The organism is Amycolatopsis sp. NPDC004368, from assembly GCF_053602515.1.
In genome coordinates, this window is sequence record NZ_JBSGDT010000058.1 from 1 (window position 1) to 14,026 (window position 14,026).

At 70.4% G+C, this 14,026-nt stretch carries 13 protein-coding genes and 1 tRNA gene; 5 read left to right on the plus strand and 9 right to left on the minus strand.

Annotated elements, in window-relative coordinates:
* Positions 1–17: 17 nt before the first annotated feature.
* Together ACWEOE_RS40400 and ACWEOE_RS40405 are read right to left on the minus strand one after the other, a co-directional pair.
* Positions 18–91, minus strand: a tRNA-Met gene (locus tag ACWEOE_RS40400).
* A 67-nt stretch (positions 92–158) separates the two neighbouring features.
* Positions 159–3,158 (minus strand): UPF0182 family protein, encoded by a 3,000-nt coding sequence (locus ACWEOE_RS40405; RefSeq protein ID WP_452018891.1) that lies wholly within the window; start codon positions 3,156–3,158, stop codon positions 159–161.
* Positions 3,159–3,323: 165 nt separating this feature from the next.
* Between ACWEOE_RS40405 and ACWEOE_RS40410 the strand changes: the two genes are divergently transcribed.
* A complete protein-coding gene (locus tag ACWEOE_RS40410; protein ID WP_452018845.1) occupies positions 3,324–3,881 on the plus strand; it encodes a PPA1309 family protein in 558 nt (185 codons plus the stop codon).
* A gap of 70 nt (positions 3,882–3,951) precedes the next feature.
* On the opposite strand, the gene ACWEOE_RS40415 is transcribed toward ACWEOE_RS40410, so the two are convergent.
* The gene (locus tag ACWEOE_RS40415) at positions 3,952–4,971 is read right to left on the minus strand and encodes a YlbL family protein (RefSeq protein ID WP_452018893.1); all 1,020 of its coding nucleotides are present in this window, start codon (positions 4,969–4,971) and stop codon (positions 3,952–3,954) included.
* A gap of 191 nt (positions 4,972–5,162) precedes the next feature.
* Between ACWEOE_RS40415 and ACWEOE_RS40420 the strand changes: the two genes are divergently transcribed.
* Positions 5,163–6,584, plus strand: coding sequence for a zinc-dependent metalloprotease (locus tag ACWEOE_RS40420; RefSeq protein ID WP_452018847.1), 1,422 nt, complete (start codon positions 5,163–5,165; stop codon positions 6,582–6,584).
* 676 nt (positions 6,585–7,260) lie between these two features.
* Here the strand turns inward: ACWEOE_RS40420 and ACWEOE_RS40425 are convergent.
* Complete coding sequence (locus ACWEOE_RS40425) at positions 7,261–7,830, minus strand: M48 metallopeptidase family protein (protein WP_452018895.1); 570 nt, start codon at positions 7,828–7,830, stop codon at positions 7,261–7,263.
* A gap of 164 nt (positions 7,831–7,994) precedes the next feature.
* On the opposite strand from ACWEOE_RS40425, the gene ACWEOE_RS40430 reads away from it, so the two are divergent.
* The 3 genes from ACWEOE_RS40430 to ACWEOE_RS40440 all read left to right on the plus strand — a co-directional run bounded on the left by ACWEOE_RS40430 (position 7,995) and on the right by ACWEOE_RS40440 (position 11,447).
* Complete coding sequence (locus ACWEOE_RS40430) at positions 7,995–9,020, plus strand: hypothetical protein (protein WP_452018849.1); 1,026 nt, start codon at positions 7,995–7,997, stop codon at positions 9,018–9,020.
* A gap of 55 nt (positions 9,021–9,075) precedes the next feature.
* Positions 9,076–10,407 carry an ABC1 kinase family protein gene (locus ACWEOE_RS40435; protein ID WP_452018851.1) on the plus strand — a complete coding sequence of 444 codons (1,332 nt, stop codon included), beginning with the start codon at positions 9,076–9,078 and terminating at the stop codon, positions 10,405–10,407.
* Between the two features lie 101 nt (positions 10,408–10,508).
* Entirely contained in the window at positions 10,509–11,447 is a 939-nt protein-coding gene (locus ACWEOE_RS40440; RefSeq protein WP_452018852.1) for a hypothetical protein, read from the plus strand.
* Between the two features lie 9 nt (positions 11,448–11,456).
* Here ACWEOE_RS40440 and ACWEOE_RS40445 read toward each other — a convergent pair whose 3' ends face one another.
* The 5 genes from ACWEOE_RS40445 to ACWEOE_RS40465 form a co-directional block, all read right to left on the minus strand.
* Positions 11,457–11,639: a hypothetical protein gene (locus ACWEOE_RS40445; RefSeq protein WP_452018854.1), complete on the minus strand. Its 183-nt coding sequence runs from the start codon at positions 11,637–11,639 to the stop codon at positions 11,457–11,459.
* Positions 11,636–12,655 (minus strand): SAM-dependent methyltransferase, encoded by a 1,020-nt coding sequence (locus ACWEOE_RS40450; RefSeq protein WP_452018856.1) that lies wholly within the window; start codon positions 12,653–12,655, stop codon positions 11,636–11,638. The genes ACWEOE_RS40445 and ACWEOE_RS40450 overlap by 4 nt, the downstream gene beginning before the upstream one ends.
* Before the next feature lie 204 nt (positions 12,656–12,859).
* Positions 12,860–13,117, minus strand: coding sequence for a hypothetical protein (locus ACWEOE_RS40455; RefSeq protein ID WP_452018858.1), 258 nt, complete (start codon positions 13,115–13,117; stop codon positions 12,860–12,862).
* On the minus strand, positions 13,114–13,458 hold the full coding sequence (locus tag ACWEOE_RS40460) for a WhiB family transcriptional regulator (protein ID WP_452018860.1): 345 nt from the start codon (positions 13,456–13,458) through the stop codon (positions 13,114–13,116). Before ACWEOE_RS40460 ends, ACWEOE_RS40455 begins: the two co-directional genes overlap by 4 nt.
* Before the next feature lie 152 nt (positions 13,459–13,610).
* Positions 13,611–13,871: a hypothetical protein gene (locus ACWEOE_RS40465; RefSeq protein WP_452018862.1), complete on the minus strand. Its 261-nt coding sequence runs from the start codon at positions 13,869–13,871 to the stop codon at positions 13,611–13,613.
* Positions 13,872–14,026: the final 155 nt, after the last annotated feature.

The following is a 14,026-nucleotide window of genomic DNA, read 5'->3' on the forward strand; positions in this document are numbered from 1 at the left end:
CGGGCCTCCCACCTCTGTAGCGGGGACAGGATTTGAACCTGCGACCTCTGGGTTATGAGCCCAGCGAGCTACCGAGCTGCTCCACCCCGCGTCGTGGCACCTACTTTACGCCCGGGTTTCTTCCGGGTGCAAAGCAGGTGCCAGTTCCGTGCGCGAGGTCACCCGCCGGGTTGCTGCGGGGTGCCGCTGCCGGCCGGCGGCGTGGTGGCTTTGGCTGATTCGTAGGCCTTGGCCGCGCTGTCGAGGGCTTGGAGGGCGGCGCCTTGGTCGGCGAAGTTGCCCGACTGTTGCGCGTCCTTCAGCCTGCCCAGCGCCGCTTGGATGTCGGCGACGGCCTTGTCGAGTGCCGGGTTGGAGCCGCCCGAGTTGGCCGGCGGGGTGGTCGGCGTGGTCGGGGTCGACGGTGAGGTCGGCGGGTTCGTCGAGGACGCCGGCGGTGACGCGTTGACCGGGGTGGTCGCCGCGGCGCCGGTGCCCTTGCCGAAGACCTGGTCGAGCGCCTCGTTGAGCGTCGGTGCGTACCCGACCTTCGAGCCGAACGACACCAGCACGCGCGCGAGCTGCGGGTAGCTGTTCTGGTTGCGCTGTCTGATGTAGACCGGTTCGACGTACAGGAACCCGTCGGCGACGGGCAGCGTGATCATGTTGCCGTAGATCGGGATCACGTTGGGGTTGTTGAGCAGTGTCCGGTCCTGGGCGACCTGGGGGTCGCTCTGGAACTTGTTCTGCACCTGCACCGGCCCGTCGACCTGGTTCGCGCCGGTGGTCGCGGGTAGTCGGAGCACGCGGATGGTGCCGTAGTCGCGCGGATCGGACGACACCGACATCCACGACGCGAGGTATTGCCGTTGCAGACCGGTGAGCCCGCTCGTCAGCTGGAACGTCGGGGTGCCTTCGCCCGCGGCGTCGGCGAGCACGTAGTAGCCGGGCTGGTTGGCGACGTTCGCCGCTGCCGTGGTCGCGCTGCCGTCTTCCGTCGGGTCCTGCGGGACGCTCCAGAACGACTGCTGCGCGTAGAACTGCTGCGGGTTGTCCACGTGGTAGCGCGCGAGCAGTTCACGCTGGACCTTGAACAGGTCCTCGGGGTACCGGAAGTGCGCGCGCAGGTCCGGCGGGATCTCCGCGCTCGGTTTCACGAGGCCCGGGAACACCTTCTCCCACGCGTTGAGCACGGGTTCCTTGTCGTCGACCGAGTACAGGGTGACCGTGCCGTCGAACGCGTCGACGGTCGCCTTCACCGAGTTGCGGATGTAGTTGATCGAGTTGTTGGCCTGGCGTGTGACACCGTTGAGCGAGTCGTTGGTGGCGTCGCCGAGCTGCGTCTGCTGCGCGTACGGGTAGTTGTTGAGCGTGGTGTACCCGTCCACGATCCACACGATCTTGCCGCCGACGACCGCCGGGTACGGGTCGCCGTCGAGTGTCAGCCACGGTGCGACCTTGCTGACGCGGTCGCGCGGGGTGCGGTTGTACATGATCTTCGAGCCGTCGCCGATGGCGTCGGAGAAGAGGATGTTGCGCTCGCCGTACTCGGCCGCGAACGCGAGCCGGTTGAACCAGTTGTCGAGCGGGACGCCGCCCGTGCCCTTGTAGTAGTAGGGGGCTTTCTGGGTCGGCGTATCGGACTCGCTGGGGGCTTCGCCGGGCTTGCCGCCGACGATCGCGTAGTCGTTCTGGTCGGCCAGCTCGCCGTAGTAGATGCGCGGCTCGTCGACCTTGATGCCGGGCTTGCCGCCGACGGAGCCGGCGCCCGTGGGGTTGTTCGTGTCACTCGTGCCGACGATCGGGTAGCCGCCACCGCTGCTGGTGTTGGACACGTCGGTGATGGCGCGGTCGATGGTGTTGGCCGGCGCCGCGACGAACCCGTTGCCGTGGGTGTACACGAGGTGCTTGTTGATCCAGTTGCTCTGGTTGCCGGAGAGGCCGTCGGTCTTGATCTCCTTGGCCGCCACGATGTAGTCCTGTGTGGAGCCGTTGACGGTGTAGCGGTCGATGTCGAGCTTCGCCGGGAAGCCGTAGTAGTTCTGGGTGCCGGCGAGCTGCGTGTACGTTTCCGACAGCACGTTGGGGTCGAGCAGCCGGATGTTGGACACGGTGCCCGTGTCGGCCTTCACCTGGTCGGCGGTGGCCTGGTTGTTGCCTTGGTAGTCCTCGTACTTCACGTTCTGCAGCCCGAACGCCGCGCGCGTCGCCTCCATGTTGCGCTGGATCGACGTGGCTTCCTTGTCGTTCGCGTTCGGCTTGACCGAGAACTGGTCGAGGATCGCGGGCCACGCGACGCCCACCAGCACGCCCGACAGGATCAGCAGCACGAGCGCGATCGCCGGCAGCTGCAGGTTGCGCAGGAACGCTCCGGCGAAGAACGCGATCGCGCAGATCACCGAGATGCACAGCAGGATCAGCTTCGCCGGCAGCACCGCGTTGAGATCGGTGTAGGTGGCGCCGTTGAACAGTGGCATGTCGCGGTCGGACAGCAGCAGGTTGTAGCGGTCGAAGAAGTACTCGACCGCCTTCAGCAGCACGAAGAGGCCGACGGTGATGGCGAGCTGCGCGCGCGTGGGGCCCGCCAGCTGGCCACCGCGGCCGGCGAGGCGGATGCCGCCGAAGATGTAGTGGGCGATCAGCGCGCCGAAGAACGAGACCACGACCGTGACGAAGAGCCAGCCGAGCAGCCAGTTCACGAACGGCAGGGTGAAGGCGTAGAAACCGATGTCGAGCCCGAACTGCGGGTCCTTCTGGCCGAACGTCGTGCCGTTGATGAACAGCTGCACCAGCTGCCAGTCGCCCATCGCCGACGCGCCGGAGATGAGGCCGGTGATCAGCGGGATGCCGATGCCGAACAGCCGGATGCGGCTCACGATCATCGAGCGGTAGCGCGACAGCGGGTCGTCGCTGCCCGAGACGGGCACGAACACCGGGCGCGTGCGGTACGCGATGATCAGGCTGACTGCGAGCGAACCGCCCACGAGGAGCCCGACGGCCACGAAGAGGACGATCCGCGTGAGGATTTCCGTGGTGAACACCGAGCGCGCGTGGACCTCGCCGAACCACAGCCAGTCGACGTAGGTGTCGAGGAGTCTCACGCCGAGCAGCAGCGCCAGCACGATCACCGCGGCGATGATGAGGAGGATCCTGCTGCGCCGGGACAGCTTCAGGCTCACCGGGGGCCGAGTCGCCACGGCAACGCTCCTGTCTTCGTGAACACGTTCGCGGGGACGGCGTCGTCCCCTGACGGTCTAACTCTACGGATGGGTTCCCGAGTTCCCGGGACCGCCCGAATCGGACGTCGCCCGACGGCGCGCGGACCGGCCTGCGACGATGTCGCCATGCAGCCGAGTGAGCCGCCCGCCGCCAACCCCGTCGCCGGCCTGGCCCGGGAAGTCGAAGAGTTCGTCGCGTCCGGCGGGTGGGACCAGCCACCGCAGCTGTTCGCGCTGGTGCCCACCGCGGCGCTGCTCGACGAGCAGCCGGAGCTGGCCGGCCAGCTCGACCGCGCGAACCCGCTGACGCCCGTCGCGCAAGAAGCGTTGCCGGAAGGTGACCTCGCCGAGTCGCTCGGCCGGATCGCGTGGCCCGAGATCGTGGTGGGCTGCGCGCTCGCGCAGGAGATCATCGTGCTGCCGCCCGACGTCGAGGCGGAGCTGGAAGGCGTGGCGGAGGCCGACGCCGAACGCCTGCGCCGCGCGGCCGCCGACCACCCGCGGCGCACGGAAGCGCGGCTCGTGGCGGCGGTGCTGCGCGAGGGCGACGTGGCGTGCGTGATGCGGCTGCGGGGGGCGAAGCCCGGTGAAGAAGACGCCTCCGACGCCGTCGACGAGATCGTGGAAAGCCCCGACCTCGCGCCGAACCTGCTCGAGGCGTTGAAGACCACGCTGCTGGACTGAGCCCGGTCGAGCCGGAGGCCTCTCCGTGGGGGCCTCCGGTTCGTCACGAGTCCTGGCACGCGTTCGCCCCTCAGCAGTGCGCCGTGGGCCGGCCGGCCTTGAGGTTCTGGAGCTGGGTCAGCGCGTCGTCCAGAGTGGACACCTTGATCAGGTTGAGCCCGTCCGGCACGGCCGACTTCGCTTCGGCGCAGTTGTGCTCCGGCACGAGGAAGTCGGTGGCCCCGGCCTCGCGCGCGCCGACGACCTTGAACGAGATGCCGCCGATCGGGCCGACCTCGCCCGTCTCGCTGATCTCACCCGTGCCCGCGATGTGGCGGCCGCCGGCGAGGTTGCTGTCGGCCTTCCCGGGCGGGGTGAGGCGGTCGATGATCGCGAGCGTGAACATCAGGCCGGCCGAGGGGCCGCCGACGTCCTGCAGCGAGATGTTGACGTTGAACGGCGCGATCGCGTGGTCGACGGCGGTCAGGCCCATGAAGCCCTGCGTGCGGTCGTCGCGTTTGGCGAGCGTGATCGGCACCGTGCGCTCGGGCTGGCCCTTGCTCTGGAAGGTGATCTGCACGGACTGGCCGGGCTTGGTGTTCAAGAGGGCCTTGGCGACGTCGGCGGCTTCGGTGACCTTGGCGCCGTTGACGGTGACCAGCTTGTCGCCGGGCGCGAGCACGTGGTCGGCGGGGCTGCCGGACACGATCTCCTTGGCGAGCACCTCGACGGGATAACCGAGGTGGCGCAGGGCGGCGACCTGGGCGTTGCTCTGCGAGTCCTGCAGCTGCTGGATGTTCTCCTGCTTGACCTGCTCGTTGGTCTCGCCGGGGCGGTAGTACTCCTCGCGCGGCGCGAGCGCGTAGCGGCCGCTGGCCCAGAGACCGAGCGCGGTGAAGAGGTTGATGCCGTCGTTGAGCGACACGGTGGTCATGCGCAGCTCGCCGGCGGTCTGGTAGGTCTCGTGGCCCTTGACCTGCACGACCTCGTTGCCCGCGACGTCGCGACCGAGCGTGTCGTACGTGGGGCCGGGGCTGATGGCCACGTACGGCACCTGGACCAGGAAACCGGCCAGGACGAACACCAGGAACAGCGCGCCGCTGACCAGCAGGGTCCAGCCGCGGCGCGTCAGGCGGCGCTCGTCGCGCGCCGGTTCCCTCGACGGCTCGGTCCGGCTGCGCGCGGTCGCGGTCTCCTCGTCGGGTTTGGTCACGAGCGACAGCGTACGGTGACCGTGTTCGCTTCCCGGTGAAGGCCATGGTTGACGCGCTGGGGGAGGCCCTACCCGCGTACGGTGGACGTATGAGCAAACCCCCGTTCGGTTTCGGACCGCCCGATCCCGACAGACGAGGCGACGGTGACCCATCGGAGCAGCCGTCGGGCGCCGAGGCGTTCAACCAGCTCGGGCAGATGCTGAGCCAGCTGGGCCAGATGCTCAGCCAGGCGGGCTCGTCGAGCGGGCCGGTGAACTACGACCTCGCGAAACAGATCGCGCTCCAGAACCTCAGCGGTTCGCAGGACGCGAAGCTGGGCTTCACCTCCGCCACCGGCGACTCGTCCACAGCCGTGCGCGACGCCGCGCACCTCGCGGAACTGTGGCTCGACGCCGCGACGATTCTGCCCGCGGGCGCGACCACCACCGTCGCGTGGTCCGCGCGCACGTGGGTCGAGAAGACGCTGCCCACGTGGCAGCGGCTCTGCGACCCCGTGGCGCAGCAGGTGTCCGGCGCGTGGATCCAGGCGCTGCCCGACGAGGCCAAGCAGGCCGCCGGACCGCTGTTGTCCATGATGGGACAGATGGGCGGCATGGCTTTCGGCTCGCAGCTCGGCAACGCGCTGGCGCAGCTCGCCCAGGAGGTGCTGACGTCCACGGAGGTCGGCCTGCCGCTGGGCCCGGCGAACACGTCGGCGCTGCTGCCCGCGAACATCGAGAAGTTCACCGAGGGGCTCGAGGTGCCGAGCAGCGAGGTGCTCGTGTTCCTCGCCGCTCGCGAGGCCGCGCACCAGCGCCTGTTCGCCCACGTGCCGTGGCTGCGCCAGCGCCTGCTGGCGACGGTCGAGGAGTTCGCCCGCGGCATCACCGTCGACACGTCGGCGCTGGAGTCCCTGGCGGGCCAGATCGACCCCGCCAACCCGGCGAGCATCGAAGAGGCCATGTCCTCCGGCCTGCTCGAACCCAAGACCACGCCCGAGCAGGAGTCGGCGCTCAAGCGCCTGGAGACCCTGCTGGCCCTGGTCGAGGGCTGGGTCGACGTCGTGGTCGCCGAGGCCATCGGCGATCGCCTCCCGGGCGCCGACGCGCTGCGCGAGACGCTTCGCCGCCGACGCGCCACGGGCGGCCCCGCCGAGCAGACCTTCGCGACCCTCGTGGGCCTCGAACTGCGCCCCCGCCGCATGCGCGCCGCCTCGTCCCTCTGGAAACTCGTGGGCGACCGCCACGGCATGGAAAAACGCGACGGCCTCTGGTCCCACCCGGACCTCATGCCCACCGCCGAGGACCTGGACGAGCCCCTGGACTTCGCCGACCGGCTCGCCGAACCCGCGAGCCTCGGCCTCGGGGACGACTTCGACCCGATCGCGGAGCTGGAGAAGACGGAGAAGCGCGAGGCGGAGGCTTCGGACTCTTCTGGTGCTTCTGGTGCTTCTGGCGCTTCGGGCACGGCCGAGAAGCCGGACGCCTCCTCCGACCCGAACCAGGACAAGGGCGACGACCCGAAGTCCTGACGGCTCGGCTCTACGCACGACCCCAGCCGGTCCTCCGCCGCCCTGCGACGGAGGACCGGCTGGTTTCGGGGCCCCTCAGCTCCGGCGACCGTCCGAAGGCGGACCCGACTGACTCTCCGGCTCCGCGACGGAGGCCCGGCCGGGTTTCCGCGCCACTCATCTCCGGCGACCTCCCAGCCGCCAACCCTGCGGCCGACAGCCGAGCCCCGCCTCCTTGGCCTGGCCGCCTCGCGGCCGCTCAGCGGTCGTCAGCGGCAACCTTCCGCGCAGTCGGCCTCCTCAGGAGCAATGCCTCACCACGCAATCGAGAACAGCAGGTTCCGGGCCTCCGAACGCCCCTCGCAACGGCCTTTTCCCTTGACCGACTGCCCTGCTTCCCGGCTCAGGGCCGTTTTCCAGTGAGCGGTCGCCGGCGACAACCTCCGAGCCCCACCTACCCAAGCCCCGCAGCCGACCACGCGCCGAAAACCCCGCAGACTCCGGACCAGTCAGCGTCCTTCTCCGCGACCTGCCTCCGGCCCGGCCTTGCACCGGCTCATCCTGACTCCGAAGGCCTCGGACCTCACGACACCGGCAGCCACTGCGGGGAACCCGGCTCAGCACCGAGTGTTCGCGACGAACGTCCGCCCAGTGACCAACACCCGGACCCGGCGACCTGCTACCGCAGCATCAACCGTCAATCGTCCTCGCCCGAGATTCCCCACCCGGCCGCCGCCGAGAGGCCCTCCAGGTAGCCCATCGCGCGTTCCGTCTTCGGGTACCGGTTCACCAGCGCCCAGAACGCCGCGTCGTGCCCCGGTTCCCGCAGGTGGGCCAGCTCGTGCACCAGCACGTAGTCCAGCACCCACTGCGGCACCCGCTGCAGGCGATCGCTGACGCGGATCGTCGCGTCCACCGGCGTGCAGGACGCCCAGCGGGTGCGCATCGGTGGCACCCAGCGCACGCTCGCCGGTATCGCCTGCGGGTGCACGTACTTCGCCGACAGCACGGCGCAGCGCGCCAGCAGCGCCTCGTCCGAGGATTTCGGCGACGTGGGTTTCCGCGGGTCCGGCCGCTGCAGCTTGCGCTCCATGTGCGCGACCCAGTGCCGTTCCTCCGCGCGCGACAGGGACGACGGGATCAGCACCACGAGGGTGTCGTCTTTCCAGTACGCGGTGACTGTCCGGTGCCGGCGCGCGCTACGCCGTACTTCGACCTTGTGTTCAGGAGTGTCCGACGGGGGGTTCGTTCCACCCCGGCCCCGCAGTGCGGGCATCCGTGCTTCGACCACTCGACAACGGTAAGGCCACCGGCCGACAGTTTGGGAGCGTCGAATGGTCACAGCCCCGAGTTGTCCACAACTCGGCCTGCCTGTGGATAACTCGGCTTTTCGGGCCGGGCGGCCGCCGCGGGGATGTCACGATGATCATCATGAGCCTGTCCACCGTTCCTCCGCCGGACGTCCTGCTACCGGCCTACCCGACCCTGCTTCAAGGCCTCCACGTGCTCGAACGCGGTAACGACGAGGTGCAGTTCGGCCTCGACCCGCGCCACGGCGTGGTGGCCTCCGGGCTGGCGCCGAGCGTCGTCGCGCTCGTGCGGAAGCTCGACGGAAGCCGCGGTCTCGACGCCGTGCTCGCCGAGAGCGAACACGGCGACCAGCTGCGGCTTCTGCTGAAACAACTCACCGCGCTGGGTCTTGTCACGGAAGCCCCCAAACCCGCCGCCAGGCGTGTCGAGACCGGTTTCTGGTCCCTGCGCGCCCGGCACCACGAAACCGCCCTCACCGAGCGCCGGAGGCACGGCCTGGTCACCGTCCGGGGCGACGGCCGCATCGCGGTGGCCGTCGCCGTGCTGCTGGCCAACGCCGGCGTCGGGCACCTCGACCTGCGCGCCGGCGGCGTCGTCACCGAGGCCGACCTCGGCTCCGGCTACACGAGCGCCGAGCTCGGCCTGCCCCGCCGAAGGGCCATGCGGAACGTGCTGGCCCGCGTCGCGCCCGAAGTCAGCACCGCCCGCAACCGGCAGCGCGCGCCCGACGTCGTGGTGCTGGCCGACGCCGCGGTGCCGGCCCCGGAGCTGGTGGCGGAGCTGGCCGAAGAAGGCGTCACCCACCTGCCCGCCCGTGTCCGCGACGGCACGGTCATCGTCGGCCCCCTCGTGGTGCCCGGGCGAAGCACCTGCCTGCGCTGTTGCGACCTGACCAAGACAAGCCTGGACGACTCGTGGCCACGCATCGCGACCCAGCTCGTGGACGTCGACCAACGGCCCGATCTCGCGTCTGTGCAGGCGTGCGCCTCGCTGGCCGTCGCGCAGGCCCTGCGGGTGCTGTCGCCGAGCGCCGAGCCGCCGCCGACGTGGAACAGCACACTCGAGCTGGATCCGTTCGAGGGCCGCCTGCGCCACCGGTACTGGGAGCCGCACCCCGACTGCGGCTGCGGCGCGCCGGAGACGTAGCCCACACCCCCTGGCAGGCTGCGGACTCCAAGGTCACCAAGGCAGAATCGACGGGGTGACCGACTCCGCAGACCGCGAAAACGCCCTCCCCCGCCGCGGCGCGGCACGGACCGCGAAGCTCGCCAGCATTCCGCTCGGAATCGCCGGCCGAGCCGTGGGCGGATGGGGCAAGCGGCTCGCGGGCCAGAGCGCGGAACAGGTCAGCGCGACGCTGTCGGCCAAGGCCGCGGAGCAGCTGTTCGAGGTGCTGGGCACGCTCAAGGGCGGCGCGATGAAGTTCGGCCAGGCCCTGAGCGTGTTCGAGGCCGCCGTGCCCGACGACATGGCCAAGCCGTACCGCGAAGCGCTCACGAAGCTGCAGTCCGCCGCTCCGCCGATGTCGGCGCAGCAGACGCGCCGGGTGCTCGCCCAGCAGCTCGGCCGCTCGTGGGAAGGCCGGTTCAAGCACTTCGACGACGTGCCGGCGGCGTCGGCCAGCATCGGCCAGGTCCACCGCGCGACCTGGCACGACGGCCGCGAGGTCGCCGTGAAGGTCCAGTACCCGGGGGCCGACGAGGCGCTGCGCAGCGATCTTCGGCAGCTGCAGCGGTTCAGCCGGCTGTTCCAGGCGTTCGTGCCCGGCACGGACGTGAAACCGCTGATGGCCGAGCTCGCCGACCGCATGGACGAGGAGCTCGACTACCTCAACGAGGCCGACAACCAGCGCGCGTTCGTGAAGGCGTTCGAGGGTGATCCCGAGTTCCTCATCCCGCGCGTGGTGGCGAGCGCGCCCAAGGTCGTGATCACGGAGTGGGCCACGGGCACGCCGTTGTCCAAGGTCATCGCGGGTGGCGACCAGGAGACGCGCGACCTCGCGGGCCGACTGCTGATGGAGTTCCACTACTCCTCGCCGGCGCGGGCGCACCTGCTGCACTCCGACCCGCACCCCGGCAACTTCATGATCACCGACGACGGGCGCCTGTGCGTGCTCGACTTCGGCGGCGTCGCGAAGCTGCCCAACGGCATCCCGCGCCACCTCGGCGAGATGACCCGCCTGGCCCTCGACGGCGAGTCCGCCGACCTCATGCGGCTGCTGCGTGAGAACCACTTCGTCCGCACCGACTCCGACCTGGCGGCCGACGAGGTGCTCACGTACCTCGCGCCGTTCGTCGAGCCGCTGGCCACGCCGACGTTCCACTTCACCCGGCGCTGGATGCAGAAGCAGGCCGGCCGCGTCGGCGACACCCGGGGCAGCGACTTCCGCGTCGGCCGGTCGCTGAACCTGCCGCCGGAGTACCTGATGATCCACCGCGTCACGGCGGGGTCCACGGGCATCCTCTGCCAGCTCGACGCCGAGGTCCCGGCACGCGGCATCGTGGAGCGGTGGCAGCCCGGCTTCGCCCACTGAGTTATCCACAGGCCGGGCGCTCACGGGGCTCGTTGCGGGGAGTTGTCCACAGATTCGCGAACCCGGTTCCACTCGGATGGCCGAGCCGCCATCCTCGAACCATGATGACTACCGCAAGCACCCGAGAGGTGGCTTTCCGTGATGCCGCGTCCGTCGGCGTGATCGACTTCAGGACCCTGAACAACGCCGGCGTCTCGTCCCGAAGAGCCGCCAGGCTGGCTCGGCCGGGCGGGCCGTGGCGCCGCGTGTACCCCGGCGTGTTCGTCACCCAGGACGAACCGCCGACCCGCTTACAACTGCTGCACGCCGCGATCGCCCGGTACGGCCCCACGGCCGTGATCACGGGGTCCGACGCGCTGCGGGCCCACGGCATGACCCACCCCGTCACCGGGGAGATCCACCTGCTCCTGCCGCACTACCGGCGCCCGGGTGCCGAGCCCGGCATCGTGACCCACCGCACGGCCCGCCTGCCCGAGCCCGTGATGATCGACGGCCTGCCCTACGCGGGCGCCCCGCGTGCCGCCCTGGACCTCGCGCGCCGCGAAACCGACCCGGCCGCCATCCACCACCTCACGACCCTGCCCCTGTTCGGGGGCCACTGCGACCGCGCCGCCCTGCTGGCCGAACTCGACGCAGGCAACCAGCGCGGCTCCTCCGCGGTGCGCGCCGTGCTCCGCGCACTGGGCGACCACGAGTCCTCCGCCCACGACCGAGCCTTCCGCCTCATCCGCGACTCTCCCCTGCCGCCCCCGCAGTGGAACGTCACGATCTGCGACCTGCGCGGCCGTCGCATCGGCATCGCCGACGCCTGGTGGGACGAGGTCGGCCTCGCCTGGCGCTACCGCACCGGTGCCGGGCCCACCGACTTCAGCCACCTCGCGCTCACGGCCACCGGCACCGTCCTGGTGCGCTGCACCCCTGGCCAACTCGACGAGATCCCGGGCGACGTCTCGCGCGAACTGGTCCGCGCGTTCACCCGGGCCGCTCGCACACCCCGCCCGAGGGTCCGCGCGATCCACCGCGCGATCACGGCCGCCTGAGGCACGCGGTCACCAGTAGTCGTCGGGGAGCTTGGACTCGATGTCGCGGACGTGGTCACGGGCGCAGGTCGCGCAGAGCCACTGGGTACGGCCGTGGTCCTTGGTCGATACCCAGGACAGGGCGGCGAGCGCGTCGGACTCGGCGGCGCGGGCGCGGGCGCACCGGGAGCAGACAGGATCGGGGGCGGTCACCGGCGTCGTCCACAGTGGACGGTCTTCGCCCCGGTGAGGTAGAGGTCGCTGCGAGCGGCCAGGTAGTGCGGGCCGTCAGGATCGAGGAGGGAGGTGAGAGTGTCGCGGTCGTCCGGGGTGAGGTGCTCGCCGCCGAACTCGAAGATCCGGCCGATCCGCCGCACGACGTAGTCGCCGAGCATCGCCGGCCCCGGCGCGGGGTGGTGCACGAGCGCCCCGAAGGAGTCAACGTCGGCCAGCCCGGCCCTCTCCAGCGCGACGGACCAGCCATACGGCATCGCGACGGACCCCTCGATGCCCTCCCGCATGCCGATGAACCACTCGGCCTGCGCCGCCAGCAGCCGATCCTCGAGCCCGGGCCTGCCCACGCCCAAGTCCCAAGGCAGGCAACGGAAATCCAGCCCACCCTCCGCCAACGCGACCAGCCCACCCACCTTGGCCACCGCCGCGACGGTCCCCACGGCCGCCTGCTGGTCCGCCAGGTGATGCACCACGCGCGACGCCCACACCAAATCCGCCGGCGGCACCACCTCCGGCAGCGCGGCGTCCGCCAGATCCGCCCGTACCGCCCGCACTTCGACAACCCCGGGAGCCGCCTTTGGCGAACCACCATCCACGGGACCGTCGTGCGCCGCCTGCGCTGTGGCGGCGATGTAAGCGTCGCTCTGGGCGCCGTTTTCGACGCGATCGCCGGGCCCCGGGTGCGCCTCGACGGAACCGGACGCGCGCGCGGCTTCGGCTGCGGCCTTGACCGACCTCTCGGCCTCGGCGAGCAACTCGGGCGTCGCGTCGACGAGCACGACCGTGCCGCCGCCGTGGGCGGCGAGGGCGCGGGCGAAGTGCGTGCTCATGCCCCCGGCGCCGCACCCGAGGTCGACGATCGTCGCGCCCGGGGGCAGGGCCGCAACCAGGCGACGGGCGATGGCGGAGTGGGCTTCGGCGTCGAGGGTGTCGGCCGTGCGGAGCTGAGTCAGCCGTTCGGCCCAGTCGATGTGGTCGTGCGTATGAGCGGACACGACTTCATTCAACACCCGGGGCCCAACCCCGACCGAGCCGCCGAACCGATGAAGGCCGCCGTCGTCAATGCCCAGCCCGGCAGCCAAGATCCCGGAAACGCCGGAGGGCCGGCCACCACGAGGTGACCGGCTCTCCGAATTGGCATCAGATCGAAAACCACCGACCGCGGCGAGCCCCGAAGAGCCGCACGCGCTCGAACGACCTCAGTCCTGGAACCGCTGCGAGCGGTCCGTCGCCCAGCGGGCGAGGCGGGACCACCGGCGGGCGGCGCGGGCGCGGCGCCACGGGCGCAGCGCTTGGCTTTCTTGATGCAGATCCCGTATTCGGGCCCTGGACAGTTCTTCGTGAAGCAACATTTCGCTGGTCTCCTGAGTATCGAGCTGCTTGGGCAGCGGGTGCGCGCGGTCGGGTTCACGGGTGCGCGCTTCGTAATCGCGGATGGTGATGAGTTCGACGGTCATGCGGCGGCGCTCCGGGCTGCGGCGGCGGGCTCGAGGGCGGCGTTCTTGCGCGGGCGACCCCGGGGCCGCTTGCGCGCGATCACGACACCGCGCTCGAAGATCTCGCCACCCCAGACGCCCCACGGCTCGCGCCGGGAGAGGGCGCCGGCGAGGCAGGCCTCGCGGACGGGGCAGTCACCGCACAGGGCCTTGGCGCGCTCGAGCTCGGCGGGAGACTCGGCGAACCACAGGTCGGCGTCGCGGGAACGGCAGGGCAGGTCGAGCTCGGGGGCGGCGGCCCCGTCGAGCAGGTCGCCGATACCGAGGTCGAAACCCTCGGCGAAGGCGATGGCGGACGACATTTCCGTGCTCCTTCTTGTCGTTTCAGTGGTTTTCGGACTGTCGATCGAACTGGACAACTTGTTCCTCGTGGGGTTGTGCAGCCAAAAAAACACGAAGGCCGCGGATCCGGTTTCCGGTTCCGCGGCCTTCGTGAGCCTGAGTCCTGACTAGGTCAGGAACTTCGCTCCCGTATCGACAACGGAACACGGAACTGCTTGATGGTCGGCAGATCGGCATCGACCTGCGGGTACGCGCCAACGAGGGCAGCGTTGGCCAGGGTGACCTCGGTGTTGGCCCACGTGCGCTCGTCAATCCGGCGGAATCCGCCGACATGGGCGCTCGTGAACACACCAATCCCCTGGCGCGAGGCAGGGATCAGGGCGCAGCCGGACAGACCGGTGCCAGGGTTCGTGAGCGTCATGTTGCTGATCATTTCACCGGCACCACCTTTCGCTGTCCGGACGTTCGCCGCCCGAGGCGGCGCGCGTCACATGGATCCCCAGACCGAGGGCTTCCCACCCGGGTACGAGCAGATTATTGCCCCTCGCAGACGGGGGCAACTTAATTTCCCGAAAACTCTCCGAAGCT